General features: G+C 45.5%; 26 protein-coding genes and 1 pseudogene. 26 read left to right on the top strand and 1 reads right to left on the bottom strand.

Features of this window, described 5'->3' with window-relative positions; all coding sequences use genetic code 11:
* The first annotated feature begins 14 nt into the window (after positions 1-14).
* The 6 genes from FGT79_RS02115 to FGT79_RS02140 are packed head-to-tail and all read left to right on the top strand — an operon-like array spanning position 15 to position 4,443.
* The gene (locus FGT79_RS02115; protein ID WP_138751130.1) at positions 15-1,154 is read left to right on the top strand and encodes a baseplate J/gp47 family protein; all 1,140 of its coding nucleotides are present in this window, start codon (positions 15-17) and stop codon (positions 1,152-1,154) included.
* Entirely contained in the window at positions 1,151-1,696 is a 546-nt protein-coding gene (locus tag FGT79_RS02120; protein WP_138751131.1) for a putative phage tail protein, read from the top strand. Before FGT79_RS02115 ends, FGT79_RS02120 begins: the two co-directional genes overlap by 4 nt.
* A gap of 16 nt (positions 1,697-1,712) precedes the next feature.
* Positions 1,713-3,191, top strand: coding sequence for a hypothetical protein (locus tag FGT79_RS02125; protein ID WP_138751132.1), 1,479 nt, complete (start codon positions 1,713-1,715; stop codon positions 3,189-3,191).
* A 30-nt stretch (positions 3,192-3,221) separates the two neighbouring features.
* Positions 3,222-3,512 carry a hypothetical protein gene (locus FGT79_RS02130; protein WP_138751133.1) on the top strand — a complete coding sequence of 97 codons (291 nt, stop codon included), beginning with the start codon at positions 3,222-3,224 and terminating at the stop codon, positions 3,510-3,512.
* A gap of 18 nt (positions 3,513-3,530) precedes the next feature.
* The gene (locus tag FGT79_RS02135) at positions 3,531-3,803 is read left to right on the top strand and encodes a phage holin family protein (RefSeq protein WP_138751134.1); all 273 of its coding nucleotides are present in this window, start codon (positions 3,531-3,533) and stop codon (positions 3,801-3,803) included.
* Positions 3,796-4,443 carry a M23 family metallopeptidase gene (locus FGT79_RS02140; protein WP_138751135.1) on the top strand — a complete coding sequence of 216 codons (648 nt, stop codon included), beginning with the start codon at positions 3,796-3,798 and terminating at the stop codon, positions 4,441-4,443. Before FGT79_RS02135 ends, FGT79_RS02140 begins: the two co-directional genes overlap by 8 nt.
* A 78-nt stretch (positions 4,444-4,521) precedes the next feature.
* Here the strand turns inward: FGT79_RS02140 and FGT79_RS02145 are convergent, their stop codons facing one another.
* Positions 4,522-4,728, bottom strand: coding sequence for a hypothetical protein (locus FGT79_RS02145; protein ID WP_138751136.1), 207 nt, complete (start codon positions 4,726-4,728; stop codon positions 4,522-4,524).
* Positions 4,729-4,874: 146 nt separating this feature from the next.
* Here FGT79_RS02145 and FGT79_RS02150 point away from each other — a divergent pair, with 146 nt between their 5' ends.
* The 20 genes and pseudogenes from FGT79_RS02150 to FGT79_RS02240 all read left to right on the top strand — a co-directional run bounded on the left by FGT79_RS02150 (position 4,875) and on the right by FGT79_RS02240 (position 19,694).
* The gene (locus tag FGT79_RS02150; RefSeq protein ID WP_138751137.1) at positions 4,875-5,111 is read left to right on the top strand and encodes a helix-turn-helix domain-containing protein; all 237 of its coding nucleotides are present in this window, start codon (positions 4,875-4,877) and stop codon (positions 5,109-5,111) included.
* Between the two features lie 433 nt (positions 5,112-5,544).
* Positions 5,545-5,859 (top strand): hypothetical protein, encoded by a 315-nt coding sequence (locus FGT79_RS02155; RefSeq protein WP_138751138.1) that lies wholly within the window; start codon positions 5,545-5,547, stop codon positions 5,857-5,859.
* Positions 5,860-5,910: 51 nt separating this feature from the next.
* Entirely contained in the window at positions 5,911-6,666 is a 756-nt protein-coding gene (locus FGT79_RS02160) for a phosphoadenosine phosphosulfate reductase domain-containing protein (protein ID WP_138751139.1), read from the top strand.
* A gap of 30 nt (positions 6,667-6,696) precedes the next feature.
* Positions 6,697-6,978, top strand: coding sequence for a hypothetical protein (locus FGT79_RS02165; protein ID WP_138751140.1), 282 nt, complete (start codon positions 6,697-6,699; stop codon positions 6,976-6,978).
* Between the two features lie 98 nt (positions 6,979-7,076).
* On the top strand, positions 7,077-7,433 hold the full coding sequence (locus FGT79_RS02170) for a hypothetical protein (RefSeq protein WP_138751141.1): 357 nt from the start codon (positions 7,077-7,079) through the stop codon (positions 7,431-7,433).
* A 354-nt stretch (positions 7,434-7,787) separates the two neighbouring features.
* Positions 7,788-8,279 carry a hypothetical protein gene (locus FGT79_RS02175; protein ID WP_138751142.1) on the top strand — a complete coding sequence of 164 codons (492 nt, stop codon included), beginning with the start codon at positions 7,788-7,790 and terminating at the stop codon, positions 8,277-8,279.
* Positions 8,279-8,527 (top strand): hypothetical protein, encoded by a 249-nt coding sequence (locus tag FGT79_RS02180; RefSeq protein ID WP_138751143.1) that lies wholly within the window; start codon positions 8,279-8,281, stop codon positions 8,525-8,527. The genes FGT79_RS02175 and FGT79_RS02180 overlap by 1 nt, the downstream gene beginning before the upstream one ends.
* A complete protein-coding gene (locus FGT79_RS02185) occupies positions 8,524-8,715 on the top strand; it encodes a hypothetical protein (RefSeq protein ID WP_138751144.1) in 192 nt (63 codons plus the stop codon). Before FGT79_RS02180 ends, FGT79_RS02185 begins: the two co-directional genes overlap by 4 nt.
* Positions 8,716-8,749: 34 nt before the next feature.
* Positions 8,750-9,025 carry a hypothetical protein gene (locus FGT79_RS02190; protein ID WP_138751145.1) on the top strand — a complete coding sequence of 92 codons (276 nt, stop codon included), beginning with the start codon at positions 8,750-8,752 and terminating at the stop codon, positions 9,023-9,025.
* 189 nt (positions 9,026-9,214) lie between these two features.
* Positions 9,215-9,355 (top strand): hypothetical protein, encoded by a 141-nt coding sequence (locus FGT79_RS30915; protein ID WP_171056043.1) that lies wholly within the window; start codon positions 9,215-9,217, stop codon positions 9,353-9,355.
* A gap of 32 nt (positions 9,356-9,387) precedes the next feature.
* The gene (locus FGT79_RS02195; protein WP_138751146.1) at positions 9,388-9,567 is read left to right on the top strand and encodes a hypothetical protein; all 180 of its coding nucleotides are present in this window, start codon (positions 9,388-9,390) and stop codon (positions 9,565-9,567) included.
* Positions 9,568-9,787: 220 nt separating this feature from the next.
* Positions 9,788-10,243, top strand: a pseudogene (locus tag FGT79_RS02200) (Zn-binding domain-containing protein); the annotation flags it as partial.
* Between the two features lie 53 nt (positions 10,244-10,296).
* Positions 10,297-11,598: a ribonuclease H-like domain-containing protein gene (locus tag FGT79_RS02205; RefSeq protein ID WP_138751148.1), complete on the top strand. Its 1,302-nt coding sequence runs from the start codon at positions 10,297-10,299 to the stop codon at positions 11,596-11,598.
* A 73-nt stretch (positions 11,599-11,671) separates the two neighbouring features.
* Positions 11,672-12,484, top strand: coding sequence for a TIGR01457 family HAD-type hydrolase (locus tag FGT79_RS02210; RefSeq protein ID WP_138751149.1), 813 nt, complete (start codon positions 11,672-11,674; stop codon positions 12,482-12,484).
* Positions 12,485-12,524: 40 nt separating this feature from the next.
* Positions 12,525-13,340: an Fpg/Nei family DNA glycosylase gene (locus FGT79_RS02215; RefSeq protein ID WP_138751150.1), complete on the top strand. Its 816-nt coding sequence runs from the start codon at positions 12,525-12,527 to the stop codon at positions 13,338-13,340.
* Between the two features lie 40 nt (positions 13,341-13,380).
* Positions 13,381-13,713 carry a cyclic-phosphate processing receiver domain-containing protein gene (locus FGT79_RS02220; protein ID WP_138751151.1) on the top strand — a complete coding sequence of 111 codons (333 nt, stop codon included), beginning with the start codon at positions 13,381-13,383 and terminating at the stop codon, positions 13,711-13,713.
* Positions 13,714-13,846: 133 nt separating this feature from the next.
* Positions 13,847-14,863, top strand: a complete 1,017-nt coding sequence (locus FGT79_RS02225) for an SAM-dependent methyltransferase (protein ID WP_246096104.1) — start codon at positions 13,847-13,849, stop codon at positions 14,861-14,863.
* A 76-nt stretch (positions 14,864-14,939) separates the two neighbouring features.
* Positions 14,940-16,694, top strand: coding sequence for a sensor histidine kinase (locus FGT79_RS02230; protein ID WP_138751153.1), 1,755 nt, complete (start codon positions 14,940-14,942; stop codon positions 16,692-16,694).
* Entirely contained in the window at positions 16,687-18,243 is a 1,557-nt protein-coding gene (locus FGT79_RS02235; protein WP_138751154.1) for a response regulator, read from the top strand. The genes FGT79_RS02230 and FGT79_RS02235 overlap by 8 nt, the downstream gene beginning before the upstream one ends.
* A 116-nt stretch (positions 18,244-18,359) precedes the next feature.
* Complete coding sequence (locus FGT79_RS02240) at positions 18,360-19,694, top strand: ABC transporter substrate-binding protein (RefSeq protein WP_138751155.1); 1,335 nt, start codon at positions 18,360-18,362, stop codon at positions 19,692-19,694.
* Positions 19,695-19,963: the final 269 nt, after the last annotated feature.

The following is a 19,963-nucleotide window of genomic DNA, read 5'->3' on the forward strand; positions in this document are numbered from 1 at the left end:
GGGGTCAAGGATTAATGGCACGTAATAACTTCCAGCCCGTTTTCGAAGAAACCGAAACAGCCATACGCGACCGTATGATAGCTAAAGTAGAAGCCGACGGCTGGCGGGCCGAACCTGGCGACTTTATGTACGACGCAGTAGCCCCTAGCCCGGCAGAAATTAAGCAGCTGCAAATTAACCAGGATACGATTCTAGCCAGCCGATTCGCTTTATATGCGGAAGGTAGCGACCTGGACGATTGCCTATACGACGTAGGCCTAACCCGAATCGGGGCTACGCATAATAAGCGCGCGCTGCTTATAACAGCCGACGCTGGCGTAAACATTCCGCTAGGGCAGCAACTGTACGCGGTAGTCCTGGACGCCCAGGGGCAGCCGCTTAAATTCACAGCCGACGCTGCGGTAAACTGGGCGACCAGTACCGCGCTTACGCTTAACATTACATGCCAAGCGGTAGGCACTATCGGGAACCTGGCAGCAGGCAGCCAATTCGTTTTACAGCCTTCTATCCCAGGCGTACGGATTATCGCAGACCAGGGAACTACCATTCTAGCCCGCGACCCGGAAACCGACGAAGAAGCCTGGGAACGGTACGACTTCAAAGCGACGCACCCGGACACTGGGGGCAATAAGTACGACCTTCAAAGATGGGCGCAGGAAGTCGCAGGCGTCGGTAAGGCAAAAGTTATACCGCGCTGGGCTGGCGTTAATACGTCGAAGGTACTGCTGGCCGGGCTGGATTTAACGCCAGCTACGACCCAGGTAGTAAATGATACCCAGGCATACCTAGACCCTGGCGCTACTGGCCTGGGCGACGGTAAAGTACCGCTGGGGAACGCCTGCACAGTAGCCGCTGCGGATAACCTGGCCGTAAACATTGTCGTAACTGGGGCGCAGTACGCGGCTGGCGCTATTGCAGCCGATGTAAAAGCGGCCTTCCAAACTTCGGTAAAGGCTTACCTTAAAGAACTGGTATTCGAAGTAGACCCGACAACGAAGATTCCGCTTCCTGTAATTTATAACAAAATTTACGGACTGCTGGCCTTTACCATCGGGCTTAAAAGCTTTTCGACCTTAACCATTAACGGTGGTACGGCAGACCTTACAGTAACGCAGACAGAAGCACCGACGCTGGGTACGGTGACTGGCTTATGACAGAGCGCGTAGAACGTATGCTGTCACAAGCCCCTGAATACTACGAAACTAGCGCGGTATACGCCGAAATCCAGGCGGCCCAGGGCAACGAATACGATACCGAAGACAACAAAAACGCCGACCTTAAAGCGCAACTGCGAATTAAGACGGCGACCTGGGGCCTAAAGTATTACGAAGACCAACTGCATATCCCGACCATTACTACAGATAGCTACGAAACCAGGAGGGGCCGGGTACTTTCCCGGTGGCGAAGCCCAGGTAACTTTTCGGCTTCCTTGGTTAAGACCGTCTGCGAGTCTTTCGTTAACGGCCAAGTAGACGTAACATTCGACATGGCAAAAAGCGAAGTCATTATTAAATTTAATGGCCCGTTTGGTGTGCCTGAAAAAATTGTTGATGTAGTAGAAGCAGTAGAAAATGTCATTCATGCGCATCTGGGTAAATCTTTCAGCTACCGCTATTTGAAAATAAACGAATTGAACGCATTAAAAATAAAGACGCTTAACGAAACGAAGCTTAATAACTTCGCTTCGTTAAATTAAGGGGGAAGCTAGCTATATGGCAACTACTACGAAGCTGGGGCTGTATTACCCGGTCATAGCGACGGACGGCGAGAATTTTTTTAATACTGATACCATGTTACGTGACAACTGGGTAAAGCTAGACGCCCTTTTCCACGAATCAACCGGGCATAAGCACGATGGTACAGCAGGTAACGGCCCGCTTATAGGAACGTCTTCCCTAGCAGCTTTAGCAGTAACTACTGCAAAACTAGCTGACCTGAACGTAACGGCCGCAAAAATAGCATCGAAAACTGTAGGGTCAGCGCAGATAGCGGACGGCGCTGCTACTGATACTGTAATCGGAAATCGTAGTATAGACGATACACTGGTTGCGACATCAGGAGCCGATACGCCTACGCGTTTATGGAGCAAGTTGGCTTATTTGATCAAAGAGATTACTGGAAAAGCATCGTGGGTTACGCTTCCTTCGATTAATCTGGAAACGATCTTTGGCTGGCTTAATCAGAATGTCAGGAGCACCGCTTCGCCTTCATTTGTGCGAGCAACGTTGACTCAGGCGAATGGAACGGCCCCTTTGACGGTAACCAGCCAGACGGTTGTTGCCAACTTGAATGCCGATATGGTGGACGGATTCCAAACGGCATTGACAAGTTCTTTAAATACATTAGCAGTCCGTGACGGTTCCGCAAACTTAACGGCGAACAGGTTTATCTCCACTTCATTCCCCGCCGCACCGTTTATTGTCGATTCAACAGCCGTCAACACAAACCTTAATGCCGATATGGTTGATGGCTTCCATTTCGATCAAGATTTAAGAATGGGTAGTGCCGTGGCTTTCCAAGCAATGACGGCCAGTTTCTTTGCGTCAACCGCGAGCGAAGGTTCGCCGCCTTTTAACGTTTCGTCATCCGCGCTAGTAACGAAGTTAAATGCCGACATGGTAGACAATGCACACGCAAAATATGGCGACGATCCTAACTCGATACTACTTCGAGGGGCGAGCGGCGAGGGTGTGATGAACAGGCTATCTCTCACAATACCGAATGGGCCTTTAGCCCCTATGCTTGTGTTGTCGTCCACGATGGTAACGAATTTGAACGTGGAATACCATGGAGGATACAGTGCAGGAAATGCCACGGGTCAAATACCAGTGAGCAACGGGACAGTGAACAACGCACTAAATTCCGATTTATTGGATGGCTACCATGCCAGCGATTTTAACTTAAAAACAGATTATGTAAGACAGCCGGGATACGGGGTTCCTGTACTTTCATCAAACGCATACTTCCTAACTTTAAACCCTGCACCAGCGGGTGGGTATGTCGATGGGATGGCTGTTGCAATCAAAATACCAACCACTAACCCAGCGGCAAGCCCAACAATAAACATCAATGGTTTGGGTGGAAAGGCTATTTATTCTACTAGCATGGCAATGGGCGCCGGGGCGTTGGTGGCCGGGGCTATTTATACATTACGGTACAGTGCAACCGGAAATGGTTTTTACATTCAATAAAATGAATTTCAATTTTAGGAGGTGTTTAGCGTGACGCAAGAGCAGCAACTAAACGATATATCAGTCAAAGTAGGGCGGGTGGAAGTATTGCAAGAAGTGGGCGCTAAAAATATAAATGACCTCACCGTAACAGTGCAGCGTCTAGTAGAGAAATTTGAGGTGAACAACGACATTGCTCGTGAAGCGCTCGATAAATCAAAGTCGGCGCATCGCAGGTTGGACGGAATAGACAGGATCATTTTTTGGGGTGGAACTACGGTTATCGGTGCAGTTGTTTTATCGGTTATCGCCTTTATCGTTAAGGGCGGTCTAGCAAACTAATTTGAGAGGATGATTGAAATGGATTGGAATGTTATTTTTCAATTAATTGATCCGAAATTGTTGATTGTAGTTGCTGCTTGCTGGGCTATTGGCTTTGTTTTGAAGCAAACACCGAAAGTACCTAACTGGAGCATCGTTTATATCGTCACTTCTGTCGCGGTGTCTGTTACAGTGTGGTTAATTGGATGGAGCCCTGAAGCGGTCATTCAAGGCGTTTTGGCTGGGTCATTTGCTGTGTTTGGTCATCAGATCGTCAAGCAGGCAAAGGAGAGGGCGGAGAGCGATGAGTAACTGGACGTACGATCCTAAGTACCGCCTGACAAGCCCGTTCGGGATGCGAATGCATCCCAAGTTGCACGTTAACAAGTTTCATCGTGGGGTCGATCTAGTTGTCACACCTGGTAATGGCCCACTACATGCTTTTGTAGCTGGTACGGTACTCTATGCCAAACTAGGTGTACCCGGTATTGGCATCCCGGCCGAAATGGGTATAGTTGTAGCAATAAAGGATAACAAGGGCTGTCTGCACATTTACGCCCATCTTAGTGCGGCTATCGTAAAGGTAGGCGATAAGGTTACTAAGGGCCAGATGATAGGCAAACAGGGTACGACGGGTGCAAGTACAGGCAATCATTTACACTACGAGGTTCGAAAAGCGGCTGCCCCGTTATACGGCTGGACAGCCACGGAAGCCGGAGTTGTGGAACCTACCCAGTATCTACAGGACTATTATAAAGCTGTAGCGCCCGTAGTCGCGCCAGCGAAGGAGGAAAAAGCGAAAATGAAGGCAGTAGACGCAAACAAGATCATAACAAGGTTTTTAAGTCCGGCCTGGAACGACGCAAAAAAGAAAGGCGACTCTGCGGGAATGCTGGAAGCTAATCGTCTTGCTAATGAATTACGAATTGCTAGTGGACAACCTGTACAGTAAAACAAGCCCCCAGGCTAATGCTTGGGGGCTTGTTTTTTTTGCAAGTAGGGGTTATTGCCACAAGTCCTGTAGCTACTACTATTGAGATGCCAAAAAATAATGAGCCACCTCTTCTTCTAGGTTTTTTATTTCCTGCCTATGCCCTGGGGGCAGGGCTTGTACTCCTTTTTCGTATTTTATCTTAGCGCAATTCAAAACTGTTATTCCCGTATCATATAGCCGTTTAGCATTATCTAAGCGGGCTTTTGCAGCAGCAAGTGCTTCGCTATATACTTCGAATTTCATCTGTATTCCTCTCTCCTGGTGTGGTTTTTAAAAGCCAGAATCCACGCGGCTTTATACTTGCTAAATACCTGTTCCTTTTCAGTTAAGCGAAAATACCTTATGATAGATTAGTTAAAAAACGAAAATAAATCATACGGAGGGCCGTCATGACTGGTGAAGTCGGACGCTGCCTTCTCAATAAACGACTAGCCGAAAAAGGCTGGAATCAGCAGAAATTAGCCGAAGAAACGGGTTTTGATTTTCGGCAAATATCCTTTTGGGCGACTGATGAACGCGTCATGTCTTTACGAAGCTTGTTCATCGTTTCTAATGTGTTAGACTGCGATCCACGTACTTTGTATGAACACGGCTTTTTGTTGTTTGGTGAGAAGGTAGTAAAGTAAACCGTTTTACGGTTTACTACGACCGATATTCTACGCTTCCGTAGAGAACATTTCTCTTATAATACTTCCACAAGCGACATGATGCTACCATATTTTACCGACATTAAACGACAAATGAAGACAGAAATGACAAGTGAAAATAAAGCCTATGCTGGCAGTCCTTACAGCGTGGGCTTTTTTTGCTTTAATGGATTCGACATAAACGGGCAAGGTTGCTATTTATGGGATAACATTCATGTGTCAAAAGTGTGACTATAGCAATAAAGATAGTACCCACGACATTTACTAAATAGTCCATGACGACTATGTACACTTTACTTACATATAAAACAACCTTATTAAATGTAAAGTTATAAAGAAATCTTTACTTCTTAATGTTATTTGTATATAATGTTATCTATGGTTAACAAATATACGGAATGAGGGCGACAAAATGGCAAAAACGATTTATTCAGCAGTGGTTAACGGGGTAGAAGTAAAGCGTACGACAGACAGGACTTACAGCCATGCTGTAGTATGGGCATCCGATTGCGGAAAAATGGTAAAGCCGAAAGCTTTTAGCGGTAGCCTACAACTGGCACAGAAAGCGCGTAACCAATTGAACGACGGCACTTTCGTAAAGCGCCCCGAAGACTTAATAGCCCTGGGACTTGACCCGGAAGCTTACGAAGTACTGGACACAAATCCGATTTACCGCATTGTACCGGGTAAATGGCTTATCGTCCCAGTTGTGCCAGAAACGAAATAGTAAACGGGGGCTTAGGCCCCTTCTTATACATTGAATGGGGGAGTAATCGAAATGCTAAAACTTACGGACGAAATACAGGGGCTTATTACCCAGGGCGCGATTTTTTACGTATCACACAGCGGGGGGAAAGATAGCCAGGCTATGTACGCCCTGCTGCGGGACGTCATTCCATCCGATCAACTGGCTGTAGTTCATGCCGACCTGGGCGAAGTAGAATGGACTGGGGTACAATCCCATATTCGCGCCAATGTTTCGCACCCGGTAAACGTAGTGGCAGCTTCGAAGACCTTCCTAGGGATGGTAGAAAAACGCGGTATGTGGCCTTCCAGTAGCTGCCGCCAATGCACCAGCGATCTAAAGCGCGACCCTATCCATACATTCATTCGCGCCGATTTGAAAAAGCGCGGCGCTACTATCGCTATTAACTGTACTGGAATTCGGGCCGCAGAATCTACCGCGCGTTCGAAGAAGCAGGCGCTTACTCTTAACAAGCGATTAACCGTGTCAGGCCGGGTACAGCGTACGGTATACGACTGGCTGCCGATCTTCGACCTTTCGACCGCCGACGTATTCCAGGTAATCATCGACGCCGGGCAGCGCCCTTTTTGGGCTTATGAAAAAAATGAACGTCTTTCTTGCGTTTTTTGTATCATGGGGAGCCTTAACGACCTTCGTCATGGGGCAGAACATAACCCTGCACTGTACGCGAAGTATGTAGCCCTGGAAAAGACAATAGGGCATACGATGTTTACCAAAGGTAAAGAAGCTATAGGCCTGGAAGAATACACAGGAATTGCAGCATGTTAAAAGATAATCAAAATATAAGGGGCGGTTAAAGTGAATAAGCGCGGAACAGAACAATTTATCGACAAGTATATAAAGCTGGCTGTAGAAAACTACGTAAAGGGACTTTTTACCGCCGATAAGGCCGAAGGCCATCTGGACATTCTTTCGCAGTTGGCGCTTACTGCCATTCACGATAAGCAGCGCCATTACCGAATCGGGGAAATACAGAAGGCAATAAGGGCTGGGGATGTTGCCCAGGCCAAGCAGTTGACTGCCCGGAACTGGCGCAGTACAGCAGCCGTAGATGAGGATAATTTCAAACGTATATATTAATAGTAGAAGGCCCCCCAGTGGGCCTTTTGTCGTTTTCTGTTGTCCGTAGAGGACATTCGATGTAGAATAAGGTAATAATAGGAAGGGGCTGGGTACATATGTCGTTAAGATTAAAAATTGTAACAGGCTGTAAGCATGTGAAAGGGATCGACGTTTACATAGATAAGGGGAGTAAGCCCGGTGCGCTAAAATTCAAAACAGGTCTTTTTTCGTCTTCGATGTTACAAGTTGCAAGCCTGGACTGGCAGGAAGCCGCGACCCGCAGCGCTGGAAAAGCAGCAGCGGGGGCTATAATCGGCGGCGTACTTACTGGGGGGCTAGGGCTAATTGCAGGGGCCGCAATTGGAGGGCGTAAGACAGACGCGAGTACAGCCGTAATATCTTTTGAGGACGGACAGCGCTTATACGTAAAGGCGACTGGCAAGGACTTCGAAAAGCTGCAAACCTGGCTCTAAATTCATGCAGCGTAAAAAAGACTACTAATATATATATATATAATAAATATATAAATAATAAATAATATATAGTTATATATATATAGTTATTATTAGTATCTAATACTTATAGTATTACTTCTTTGTTCTTCTCTTTTGCTATTATAATATAAGGATGCTGTAAATTGCCTGGGGGGTACTTTTTTAGTACACTTCCCCGGCTTTTTCTTTTTGTATAAAGATACCCCCCTGTAGAAACTCGTAATTTATATATCATAAATGACTTGGTCGTCATGGAAAGTCTTTACATCAAGTTATCTTTACTTGTATAATATGGACAGATACATAAACCACACGCAAAGGCGGTAATACGGGATGGCAAGAGGTAAACGAATTGTGGAAGGTAAGACCCTAGTTGTATACAGTACAAAGGTTGTCCCGGAAACGCGGGCGCTGATGGACGCGCTGGCAAAAGCAAACGGCCCTGAATTCGGTCAGCGTGAACTGTTGGAAGAAATGATACCTCTGTATATGGCAGCTAACCCGGATAAAGCACAAAGGGCGAAGGCGTTGCTTGAATTGCTGGGTTGGGGGGAACAGGCGGCAAGTATTACACCCGTAATTGCTGTAGATTTCGCGGCAGTCGAAAATCGGGTAGCCGCGAACCTGGGCGTAACACTTCCGAAGACCGTACAGACGGTTCGCTATCAGGGAAACCCGAAAGTACACTTGTACGAACCAGGCAGCAAAAATTCAACTGGCTGTGGCCTGGCTGGAACTATCGACCCGGAAAGCATTACTGACCAGGAAGCCGACGCGGTTACATGCGGGAAATGCCGCTACTGCCGAAAGGGGGTATTTGTTTAATGGGACACGCTAACGATTACACTACAGGTACGTTGGGGCATTTGTTGACAAATTACCTGGAACCAATGCTAAGAACGACACTTATCATTTATGAAAAAGATTCGGACAATGCGCCGCCAGTCTTAATGTATGAAGGGTACTGCGCTGACCGACAAGTTCCCGCATATTTGAGGGTAGGGCAAGTTAAAGAAATGTACGACGCGGAAGGCGGGGGGGTCGTTGTTACCGTCGTCAAAGTGGCACAATGACCGATAACCAGGAACCAGTAAGCCGCGTCTACCTGGTAGCCGCTACCGGATACTGCCGCAGTTGCCGGGAAACGGAAATCTTCGACCGCTTCAAGGTAACGACGAAGCATACCATTACAGGAGAAACGGAATTAAGCACCGTAGCCGTTTGCCAAGGCTGCGAATGGGAATACGAAGTATTTCAATGAATATCAACAAATAGAGCAGAAAGAAGGAGAGTCAATGAACTGTAACTGTTTAAGCGAAATTAAAGCAAGGTTGAAAGACGAATTACCAAAACAAGATCAATATGCGAAATTGAAAATCATATCCGTGGACTTTAGCAACGCTGCATTTCTGATGAATGGTAATCGTATTGAATCTACTCTAAGTACACCAATAACCATTACGCATGAGCCTATTGGAAGAAAGAAGTCAACAAACATCAATATGACAATTTCGTATTGCCCGTTTTGCGGCAAGTCAGCAAAAGAAGAATCTGAACAAGAAACTGCCTAGCTGCTATACAACATAGTAAATAGCAATTGACCATAAGGAATAGGCGGTGTACATGGTGAAGATTCGTTTCTTTCGTGAAGAAGGACATTGGTTTTTATATTTACACATTGGCAGACGATATTTCCGTTTCAGTTCCGCCGGATACCTTCATGGGAAGCACAAGTAATTCAGTGAATAGGCGGTGTACATGTGGAGAAACCGTATCAATGGTTAATCGAGGAATTGCAGCAAATGATCGAATTTCAGGATAAGCATGGAATTGATAATAGTGCGCTGATTCCTTTGCTTGAAAAAGCCAAAGAAAAACAAAATAACGCATTAAGTATCTGAGTGAATAAAATTGTCCATAAGGAGTGGTTTGGTTGCCTTATATAAGAAATGCTGTTCTGAAAAATATTTTGAGGGATGCTTTTATGAGTGGCGTGATTACTGGATGGGCTACCGATCACGATTCCCCAGATGGAGTATCAATTGAAATTTTTAGAGATAATGAGTTTGAAAAATATTACAAAGAAAAGAAGATAGAATTAGGTGCCATGTAATTCTATGAATATTGAGATGTATGGGAGGGAACCCCAGTGAACGAAGCCCTTACACTTGCTGCCGAATTTATCGGCCTGGATAATGCAAAAGCAGCCGCGAAGTATACCGCAGCTGCTGGTTTAGAAGTATTAAAGTATGACCCCCGTATTGATTTATTCTACTTATCCGACGGCGAAGCATATAGCCGTTCCACATTTATTTCATGGTTCTGTACCCCACTTCATTAAAATTCGATTGACAAGTTTTGAAAACATCGGTTATGGCCAGGTGAAACTTCCCGAAGAAGAACTGCACACCAGTGCAACCTGGATAGAGTTAAATGAGGTTGACCCCTCGCTAGAAACAAAAACGTTAGAGCAGTTACTTATCGGGTTATCAAATGTAATACGGCATATTGTACCTGTTCATGTGATGTGCGACAGGAGCGATATTCATGTCGTTTCGCAAATCAGAGCAGAACATTCACAATTGCCCACTATTTTTATATATGACCATTATCCTGGTGGGATCGGGTTAGCGGAAGACGTATATAAGAGATTCGATGATATAAAAGCTGCTGCTACAAATTTAATTCAAAAATGCCCTTGTGAAGCTGGCTGCCCTTCATGTATCGGTACGGAAATAGTAGGCATGAACGCGAAGAAAAAATCCCTTTTGTTAATTGCGGGATTGTAAACTAGCTTGAAGGTATGGAGGTTTGATGTCATTAACGAAGCGGAGGACATTCGATGAGCGGCATGCGTGATAGAATGAACAAGCTGCGCGGGATAACAACATCATTGGAAGCAGTGCCTGAGGATACGATTGTGCTCTCGAGCGTGCAGCATGAGGATGATGATATCTTTGAAGAAGATCAGCAGTTACTAGAGTGGTCTGCAATTGGTGTCGAGCTGGCAACAAATGAAATAGGCAGCTTTCTGCTGCGAGTGGTCCACTATCCTTTCCATCATCGCCATGGACTGCACGCGTTGAAGGAACTGCAGGAAGCTGCTCCCGGATTAACGGCTTTTCATCCGGAAGCCGAGCAGGCATCTGCAGAACAGATTTTGTTTCTGGATTTGGAAACGACAGGTTTAGGCGTTGGTGCAGGGAACGTTCCCTTTATGGTCGGCATAGCCTATATGTCAAAGGGACATTTTGTCATTGAACAGGCTTTAATCCGTCATCCTGCTGAGGAGAGGGCGATGCTTTCCTATTTGGCGGAGAAGCTTCAGCAATTCACTTATTTATCCACATATAATGGGAAAACATTCGATTGGCCTCTCGTAGAGAATCGATTCATAATGAATGGTTTTGGACGTCAAACATGGTCGCCTAAGCATCTTGATTTCTTGCATCCTGCACGGTCAATATGGCGGAATACACTGGTCTCCTGTAAGTTAAGCCATGTGGAAGAGGAGCGACTCGGTATTAACCGAGAGGATGATGTTCCTGGTTCGTTAGCACCACAGCTTTATTTTCAATACTTAGCAGATGGCAACCCAACGCCGCTTGAAGGGGTTTTTCGCCATAATGAAATGGATATGCTGTCACTTGCTTGTCTAGCGATTCGATTCGGACATTTATTGAATGGGGATATAGAAGCCTATATTCCGCTTCCTGATGAAGTGGAAGAGATGGTAAGAACCGGGCTATGGCTGGAACGTATGGGGAATACCCTGCTGCCTGCACGACTATTTGAAACGGCCATGAATCAAGACCAAGCCAAACCGACATCCCTTCTTATGCTGGCAGCGCGTGACAAGAAGGCTGGAAATTGGGGTCGTGCTGTGTTATTGTGGCAGAAGGCAATTATCCATTCTGCGAGTTATTTCGGACCTGCGGCACAAGAAGCCAGCATTGAACTTGCGATGTATTATGAGCATAAGCTGAAAAACTACGAAGCCGCACTCAGTCACGCGGTTACGGCTTTCGAGCATGCTTTGAATCATTCGACACTTGTGCGGACAGATAGTAAGAAAAGAGCTGAGCTTGAAGCACTGCGTAATCGAATATCACGGCTTCGCCGTAAGGCGTCGAAACATAGATAAGAATTGTAATGGGACAGCGAGCAGCGAGAAAGGGATCTTGGATGCTACTTACCAATTTGGAGGATTCACAGCAATGACAAACAAACTACCTGCGATGCGAGGTTTGCTTATTGATCTAGATGGTACCTTATACCATGGCATACATCGTATCGACAACGCAGATCTGCTTATTGCCTATTTGCGAGAGACGAAGCTTCCATTCCGCTTCGTAACTAATAATTCCTCTGCTTCACCGGAAGAGGTTGCAGAACGGCTTATTCATATGGGTATCGCTGCAGTTGCTGAGGACGTTTGCACCTCTGCACAAGCTGCAGCTGAGTATATAGCGAATAGGAGTCCTGGGGCCTCCGTGTTTGTTGTTGGCGAGGCTGGACTGGTGAGAGCCGTTCAGGCTGCGGGTTTAGTGCTATCGGAGGAAGAACCTGATTATGTGCTGCAAGGGATCGATCGTTCCTTCACATATGAACGTCTGACGAAGGCAGTAAGGCATATTCATGGTGGTGCGACATACGTCATGACGAACCCGGACTTGTTGCTTCCATCCTCTGACGGTCTAATTCCAGGAGCAGGCTCAATTGGAGCTATGCTGCGTGCAGCAGGCGGGATGGAGCCGATTCTAATTGGCAAGCCTTCATCTATTCTTATGGATTATTCACTCCGAGAGATCGGATTGCAGGCTAATGAGACGTGGGTAATCGGTGACAATATGGCAACAGACATCGCTTTCGGAGCCGCAGCAGGCTGTGGCACGATTCTAGTATTAACTGGACTTACTACAGCGGATAATCTTTCACATTATATGGAATTGGCAGACTGCGAGCCAACGGTTGTATGCAATCACTTAGCTGAGCTTCGTGCTTATATATCTGAACATAGAGAAGTATGACACAGATGAAACGAAGGACATAGGAAGGACGCGAAATGTTATGCAGGAATTACCTGAATTGGACATATACAAAAGATTGCTAACGGAGAAATTAGCAGGCGCTCAACTGACTGGAGCTGCGGTATCAAGCTCAAAAATCTTGCAAGCAACCGAGGAACAGATCCAAAGAGATTTAATTGGGAAAGTGGTATGGTTTGTTGAGCGGCGCGGGATGCATCTTCTGCTGCATCTGGACAACGGGAAACGTCTGATGATTCATTTGGGGCAAGCCGCTTATTTGTATATCGGAAGTGAAACGGACCAACCTATCCGCAGTGCGCAGCTAAAGCTTGTATTCGGGGATGTTATCTTATTCGCAGTTGGATTGCGGGCAGATGATCTGCAGCTTCTGACCGTGAAAGAAGTGGAAGGCAAGCTCGGAAAGATGGGTCCGGATGCGCTGGATAAAAATTTGACGTTGGAGCGTTTCTCCGCACGATTTTCCAAAAAAAGAGGCGCTATTAAAGCTGCTTTAATGGATCAAAACGTTATTTCCGGAATCGGAACCATTTATTCAGATGAAATTTGCTATGCAGCTGCCATCCGCCCAGATGCAAAGATTCCTATGTTCGAGCAGGAAAGCTGGGAACGCCTATATGCAGCCATGCATAAGGTATTAAAGGAAGCGATTGCAGGCGGCGGGGCTGGTGAACAGCCGTTGACGTCAGAGGCGCAAAACATAGGGAATTACAGGACATCTTTTCAAGTTTATGACCGCGAGGGTCAGGCTTGTGCAGGCTGCGGACAAACAATTGAGAAAATCGAGGTTTCGGCCAAAAAGGCATTTGTATGTTCAAACTGTCAAAAAGAGCATTAAGCCGGCATCCAATGAAATTCCGTTGAATGGAGGGTTATTTATGATTCATGTCTATCTCGATGATTACCGAGTATGCCCTAAGGGATTTGTACTTGCTAGTAATGCTGAGGATTGCAAGCAGCTTCTGGATCTGGAGCAGATAGATATTCTATCATTGGACTATGATCTGGGATGGGCGCAGCCTACAGGGTATGAGGTAGTTCGTCACATTGTCGAAACAGGTCGATTCCCTCGCCAGATTTACTTGCATACCTCAAGCGCAGCAGGACGTATTCAGATGTATCATTTGCTGTCAAGCAGCGCGCCTACGGATACGAAGCTGTTCAACGGCCCGATGCCAGATACGCTGCTTAACGAAATAGCCGAACGCTGACATCTTGGAGAACCTTCTGCCGAATGCCTCATGCTAGGAGGTATTCGGCAGAGCGAGTGACTTGTTATCAGATAGAGTACTGCTCTCCATGAAGGATCAAAGAGTAATTCATAATGAAAGAGGTTTAACATACGTGAGTCAATGGATCGGAACAGCTAATCAAACTTATGCATCATACGCGATGGAGGAGCTCCGCCGGATTGTCGATGGCGCTGCCTTCACGCAGCTTGCTGCCGGCGAGGTTTTTTTATGGACAAGCTCGCTCGACCGCAAAGATACGCTGCAAGCTATTCATCAGCAGGAGCCAATCTTTCTACGTCATATGCAGCCGGTAGATCGTACAATTGACATTGCAGGAAGTGCGAACGACCTAGAGGATTTGTCCAATATGGTACGTAATGCCGTTAAGTCCTTTGAGAATAAACGGGTATCCGTTCATATCAGACGCACATCCAAGACAGCCTTCGTATACACAGCAGCAGATACGAAAGCGGTTATTGACGCGGTGCTGGAGGAAATAGGCGCAGAGCCCGTTGTACAACAACCGGATATTATTATAGCTATCTATGCTGCAGCAGATAAACTGTATGCGGGATTCGGTGCTCCAGCAGACATGCTCTCTGACTGGCCAGGCGGGGCTGTACGTTTCCAACGAGAAGAAGGACAGGTATCGCGGGCGAAATTCAAGCTACTTGAGGCAGAACGTGCATTTCAATTGAATTATGCCGGATTTCAACAAGCGCTTGATGTAGGTGCAGCGCCTGGAGGATGGACTTCGCTGCTTCTTGAGCGTGGCTTGCGAGTAACAGCAATCGATCCTGCTGAATTACACCCATCCTTGATGGCTTATCCGACATTAACGTATTTGAAGAAAAATGCGTCTGAGGTGAAGTTGGGCCCTGAAACGTTTGATTTATTAGTATGTGATATGAGCTGGAGCCCTATGCTTATGTGCAAGCTGGTACTTGATCTGGAGCAAGCGCTTAAAAGCGGTGCAACAGCAATCATAACGGTAAAGCTTATGCATCGTAAACCGCTGCAAACCATCAGAGACGTCATTTCGAGATTATCGACAGAGTTCGTCCTTCAGAAAGCAAAGCAGCTTTTCCACAATCGTGAAGAAATTACGTTATATTTGATAAAAAAATAAGAGGAACCGCGCCCGCCGCTAGGCAGGGCGCTCTTATTTTGGCAATCAGTGTGGTGATGGGAGGCGGTATTTGAACATGTTCAAATTGAAAGCGCTTTACACAAATCTTAGAATCAAGCATAAAATGTTTGTGCTCATCTCTGTCATTATGCTCGTGGTTTCCATTCTTGCGATTATCATTCAGCAATACGCTTTCGACTTCTATGACCAAGAGATCTATAAGCAATCCTCCAAAGCATTGAGTTTATCTTCCATAAGTATTGAGAACGAGCTCAAAAGGATGGAAAAACTAACGTTTATGTTATCTACGGATTCAACCATTCAGCGTTATTTGCGATCTATTAAAAGCGGCTTATCCGATTACGATAATTATGTCGTTCAATTGACGGTCAAAGAACGAATGGTCAATATCGGCGCATTGGACAAGTACGTCTTATCGGCTCAGCTTTATGATGTAAATGATAATGAATACGCCGTTGGTGCCAATTCTATTACGGTATTCCAGGATCGTCTGGACCAATTCAAGCAATTGACGGCTGTTAATAAAGGGGGTAGCACATGGATTGCTCCGACTAGCAATGATAAATCCTTAGTTGCTGCACGAGAAGTCCGGTCCTTCGAACAATTGAAATTGGATCACATCGGCACCATTGCACTGCGAATCGATATGAATAAGCTGTTTCGCGACTTTGCGAAAGGGATGAGCAGCAACGATGCAAACCTCATCATCATGAAAAATAATGAAGCTATCTATCCAGAGGCGTCGGCATTTCCAATCGATACCTTGGCAACTGTATCCGGTGAAGAAGGCTACAAGGTAATCAAGTATGAAGGGAAGCAATATTTTGTCACGTACATTGCTTCAACCTATACAGAATGGACCTACTTCACGTTCATTCCTTTTGATGATATTTTTGATCGAGTAGCTAAGGTTAAGAATACAATTCTTCTCATATTCGCTGTGTTGTTCATCGTCATTCTGTTGATTGCGGTCAGCTTCGCACGAGGTATAACGGAGCCGATTGAGCGATTGAATGCCAAAATGAAACGAGTACAACTCGGCCATTTCGAATACATCGAAGAACCGAATGAACGAACGCTTGCCATGGACGAAGCTGGACAAATGCATCGAAATTTCCGTATTATGGTAGAACGAATCAATGAGCTCATCCATGAAAATTATGTGAAGCAATTAACGATTCGCGATACGGAGTTTAAGGCGCTGCAAGCGCAGATCAATCCGCATTTTCTGTATAATACATTGGAATCCATTAATTGGTCAGCTAAGCTTAGCAATCAAACTCATATATCGCAAATGGTTGAAGCATTAGGTTCGCTGCTGCGTACTTCTATCAATTTGAAGGAACCGCTTATCCCGATGAGTAAAGAACTGGATATTATTAATCATTATGTAACCATTCAGAAATACCGCTTCGAGGAACGATTGGATTTCCATGTGGATGTACCTGAGAAACTGATGTATTGCAGTATCCCCAAGCTATCCCTGCAGCCACTTGTTGAGAATGCAATCAATTATGGTCTGGAGCAAATGATTGACACCTGCATGATCAAAATTGGTGCTTATACAAAGGATAACTGGCTGTTCATAACCGTAGCGGATAATGGGCCGGGTATGGAGCAGTCGTTCGTTGCTCAATTGCTAAGCGGTCAAGTGAAAACGAAAGGTTCAGGACTTGGTCTCAAAAATATAGAAGATCGGATTAAGCTTCTATATGGCGAAGCCTATGGGTTATCGGTCGAGAGCGATCCAAACGGAGGCACATGTGTGAAGCTGATGCTTCCTTACGAAATGAGGGATTCTCATGTATAAGGTATTGTTGGTTGATGATGAACGCATCATCGTTGAAGGCATATCTTTAACCGTCAAATGGCAAAACTATAATACGGAGCTTGCTGGTACGGCGCGCAACGGTCTTGAAGCCATGGCCTTTATCGAAAGTCATATGCCCGATATTGTCATATCCGATATTAAGATGCCAGGCATGAACGGTCTTCAATTAGTAGAAAAGGTGCACGAAAAATACCCGCATATCGCCTTTATCCTTTTGTCTGGCTTTAGTGAGTTCGATTATGCAAGAACCGCGATGCAATTCGGGGTTAAGCATTATTTGCTGAAGCCATGCAATGAGAATACGATAACGGATGCATTATCCGAAGTTATTGCTGATCTGGAAGAGCAGCAGTCGCAGCAGAAATTCATGCACAATATTCAGAAGGAGCTCTCCAAGGTGCTTCCACATGCCAAGGAACAATTCCTCAAGGAGCTCGTTACGAACAAAACCTATGGACAGAGGGATTGGGATGATTACGGTAACTTATTCCATATAACGGTTGAGGATGATCAAGTACAGCTGCTCTTATTCCAAATCGAAGGCAAGTTTGAATTCGAGCATATGTTTGCCATCAAAAATATTGCCCAAGATGTTCTAGGCAAAGCCACTGTTCTCTTAAGCACTACGATTGGAAAGCATGTCTTGCTGCTCATTAAGGAAATAATAGAAAAAGACAGTTTGTTCCCCATGCTCATAGCCATCAAGCAGACATTTTCCACTTACTATAAGCTAGATGCGACTGTTGCTGTTAGTGATGGAGGGCCAATAACAGATGCTCGCAAAATGTACCGTGATACACTTGAATGTTTAAATTACCAGTTTTATTTGGGTGAGGGAAGCATCATTACGCAGGTTGATGTCGAACGCGGCGATGAAAACGCTTTAGAAGCATTTATCTACGATGAAGAGCCGCTTTGTATGCATGTGAAGTCAGGAGACTGGGTATTTGTCCAAGCGGAGCTGCAAAATTATTTTGGTTTGCTGGCAGACAGTCGGATGGATACACATCTCTCTAAGTCGTATGTCATTCCACTTTATATTTCGCTTGTTCGGCAAGGAAAACCGGACGAGATCAATGAATACCTCACTCGAATTGCTGAGTTCGATAGCTTCTACACACTTAGGGCTCTCGAGCAATTCGTTACGGAAAGCGCTGAGCAAATTTGCATGCGAAATTTTCAGACGTATACGAAGAAGCACTCCCTTATTATCGAGAAGATGATCAGCGTAATCGAAGAGCAAATTTCGAATCCTGAGCTGTCCCTAGGCTGGGTAGCCAGCGAAATCTTGTATATGAATGCCGATTATTTAGGCAAATTGTTCAAGAAAGAAACGAGCGAGAAGTTTTCAAATTATGTGGTCCGTTTGCGGATGGAGCGGGCAATGGAAGAAATCGAAAAGACCGGTGACGTAAAGGTGTTCGAGCTTGCGGAGAGATTTGGTTTCGGAGATAATCCTCAATATTTTAGCCAAGTATTCAAAAAGCATACCGGATTCACGCCATCGGAATTTAAAAGGTCGCCATAATGGCGACCTCTGTTTTTTTAACAAAGAAAGCGGTTTTTTGAATTCCGATGATTCGACATTCGGCCTATAATAAAGCTTGTAAACAACATTAAAGAGTTTGGAAGGGGCGTAACACAATGAAAGCACCGAAGAAAATGCTTTTGACTCTCATGACTGCTGCAATGGTTCTCGTAAGCGCTTGCGGAGGGAATAACGGCAATGGTAACGCAACTAACTCCACTAACACACCTTCAACAGGAACCGAAGTGAAAGAATCAACAGAAGCAAAGCCAGTAACACTCCGTATTGCATGGTGGGGCGGTCAGCCACGACATGATTACACGATGAAGGTCATTGAGATGTACAAAGCTAAAAACCCGCATGTGACGATCGAAATGGAATATGCGAACTACGATGATTACTGGAAGAAGCTGGCTCCACAAGCGGCTGCGAATGAGCTTCCTGATATTATCCAAATTGATACGCAAAACTATTCCCAATATGCAGGCAGGAACCAACTAGCAGATTTGACACCATTCCTTGGCAATCAAATCGATGTGAGCGACATCAGCCAAAATGCGATTGACGGCGGTAAACTAGGCGATGGGCTATACGGGATAAACCTAGGTGTCAATGCGCTTGGATTCAACTATGATCCGGCTTTGCTGAAAAAAGCAGGCATCGATTCCATTCCTGAAAACTTCACTTGGGATGATTATGTCGGAATGGCAGAAAAAGCAAAGGCTGCGGGCTTGTATTTCGATAGCGGTATGCGTGCTGAAGTATTCTTCGGATATTATCTCCGTACACTAGACAAAACATTGTTTAATGCGGAAGGTAATGGACTAGGCTATGAAGACGATCAAATGTTCACTGATTTCTTCGGAAAGCTGGCAAAGCTTGTAGTTGACGGCGCTGTTCCTTCTCCAGATGTTCTTGCTCAAATCAAAGGCGCTGAAGACAGCCATCTCGTACTTAATCAAGGTATCGGCGTATGGCAATGGTCTAACCAATTCGTAGGCTTGCAGCAAGTAGCTAATCGTCCGCTTGCCCTTGCAGCAATGCCTGGCCCTGAAATGACAAAAGGTTTGTTCTTGAAACCAAGTATGTTCTTCTCCGTTTCTGAGAATTCGAAAGTAAAAGAAGAGGCTTCTAAATTTATCAGCTTCTTCGTCAACGATATTGAAGCTAATAAATTGATCTTGGGCGATCGTGGCGTTCCAGTAGCTGCAAAAGTGAAAGAAGCATTGAAAGAAGTGTCTACTGAAGCTCAAATCCAAGTATATGATTATGTGGCATGGGCTGAAGAGAACAGTTCCCCAATGGATCCAGCAGATCCAATCGGTTCTGCAGAGGTATTCAAATCGTTGACCAGCCTTGCAGAACAAATGAACTACAACAAAATCAAGCCGGAAGATGCGGCTAAGAAATTTAGAGAAGAAGCAACCTCCATTCTTAAGAAAAACAAGTAATATTGTTTGAGTAGATGCGATGGGTGGTCAGTAGATCGGCCATCGCATTTTCTACTTTCAGCCTTATCATTCGATTAATTGTGTCACTAAGCGCAGCATCAGCTGTTTCGCTTGAAATATAGGAAAGTATATCATTCCGTCATTCTTTCTCTATATTTCTGGGAAAGAAACGCGCCGCGCCCCCAAAGGAGGGCGACCGCCGTTTCACCGTCAAAGCTCCTTCAGCGTCTAAAGGACGCCACAGGCGTTTTTGCTTGGATACAATAGAA

It is taken from the genome of Paenibacillus sinopodophylli (assembly GCF_005930355.1).
GTDB classification, from domain to species: domain Bacteria; phylum Bacillota; class Bacilli; order Paenibacillales; family Paenibacillaceae; genus Pristimantibacillus; species Pristimantibacillus sinopodophylli.

Bases quoted from the DNA above. Each gene is read 5' to 3' on its own strand.
- FGT79_RS02140 (WP_138751135.1), top strand. From the start codon at position 3,796: ATGAGTAACTGGACGTACGATCCTAAGTACCGCCTGACAAGCCCGTTC.
- FGT79_RS02220 (WP_138751151.1), top strand. From the start codon at position 13,381: ATGATTCATGTCTATCTCGATGATTACCGAGTATGCCCTAAGGGATTT.
- FGT79_RS02215 (WP_138751150.1), top strand. From the start codon at position 12,525: ATGCAGGAATTACCTGAATTGGACATATACAAAAGATTGCTAACGGAG.
- FGT79_RS02155 (WP_138751138.1), top strand. From the start codon at position 5,545: ATGGCAAAAACGATTTATTCAGCAGTGGTTAACGGGGTAGAAGTAAAG.
- FGT79_RS02135 (WP_138751134.1), top strand. From the start codon at position 3,531: ATGGATTGGAATGTTATTTTTCAATTAATTGATCCGAAATTGTTGATT.
- FGT79_RS02190 (WP_138751145.1), top strand. From the start codon at position 8,750: ATGAACTGTAACTGTTTAAGCGAAATTAAAGCAAGGTTGAAAGACGAA.
- FGT79_RS02115 (WP_138751130.1), top strand. From the start codon at position 15: ATGGCACGTAATAACTTCCAGCCCGTTTTCGAAGAAACCGAAACAGCC.
- FGT79_RS02120 (WP_138751131.1), top strand. From the start codon at position 1,151: ATGACAGAGCGCGTAGAACGTATGCTGTCACAAGCCCCTGAATACTAC.
- FGT79_RS02235 (WP_138751154.1), top strand. From the start codon at position 16,687: ATGTATAAGGTATTGTTGGTTGATGATGAACGCATCATCGTTGAAGGC.
- FGT79_RS02160 (WP_138751139.1), top strand. From the start codon at position 5,911: ATGCTAAAACTTACGGACGAAATACAGGGGCTTATTACCCAGGGCGCG.
- FGT79_RS02175 (WP_138751142.1), top strand. From the start codon at position 7,788: ATGGCAAGAGGTAAACGAATTGTGGAAGGTAAGACCCTAGTTGTATAC.
- FGT79_RS02185 (WP_138751144.1), top strand. From the start codon at position 8,524: ATGACCGATAACCAGGAACCAGTAAGCCGCGTCTACCTGGTAGCCGCT.
- FGT79_RS02150 (WP_138751137.1), top strand. From the start codon at position 4,875: ATGACTGGTGAAGTCGGACGCTGCCTTCTCAATAAACGACTAGCCGAA.
- FGT79_RS02170 (WP_138751141.1), top strand. From the start codon at position 7,077: ATGTCGTTAAGATTAAAAATTGTAACAGGCTGTAAGCATGTGAAAGGG.
- FGT79_RS02230 (WP_138751153.1), top strand. From the start codon at position 14,940: ATGTTCAAATTGAAAGCGCTTTACACAAATCTTAGAATCAAGCATAAA.
- FGT79_RS02210 (WP_138751149.1), top strand. From the start codon at position 11,672: ATGACAAACAAACTACCTGCGATGCGAGGTTTGCTTATTGATCTAGAT.
- FGT79_RS02145 (WP_138751136.1), bottom strand. From the start codon at position 4,728: ATGAAATTCGAAGTATATAGCGAAGCACTTGCTGCTGCAAAAGCCCGC.
- FGT79_RS02125 (WP_138751132.1), top strand. From the start codon at position 1,713: ATGGCAACTACTACGAAGCTGGGGCTGTATTACCCGGTCATAGCGACG.
- FGT79_RS02180 (WP_138751143.1), top strand. From the start codon at position 8,279: ATGGGACACGCTAACGATTACACTACAGGTACGTTGGGGCATTTGTTG.
- FGT79_RS02240 (WP_138751155.1), top strand. From the start codon at position 18,360: ATGAAAGCACCGAAGAAAATGCTTTTGACTCTCATGACTGCTGCAATG.
- FGT79_RS02205 (WP_138751148.1), top strand. From the start codon at position 10,297: ATGAGCGGCATGCGTGATAGAATGAACAAGCTGCGCGGGATAACAACA.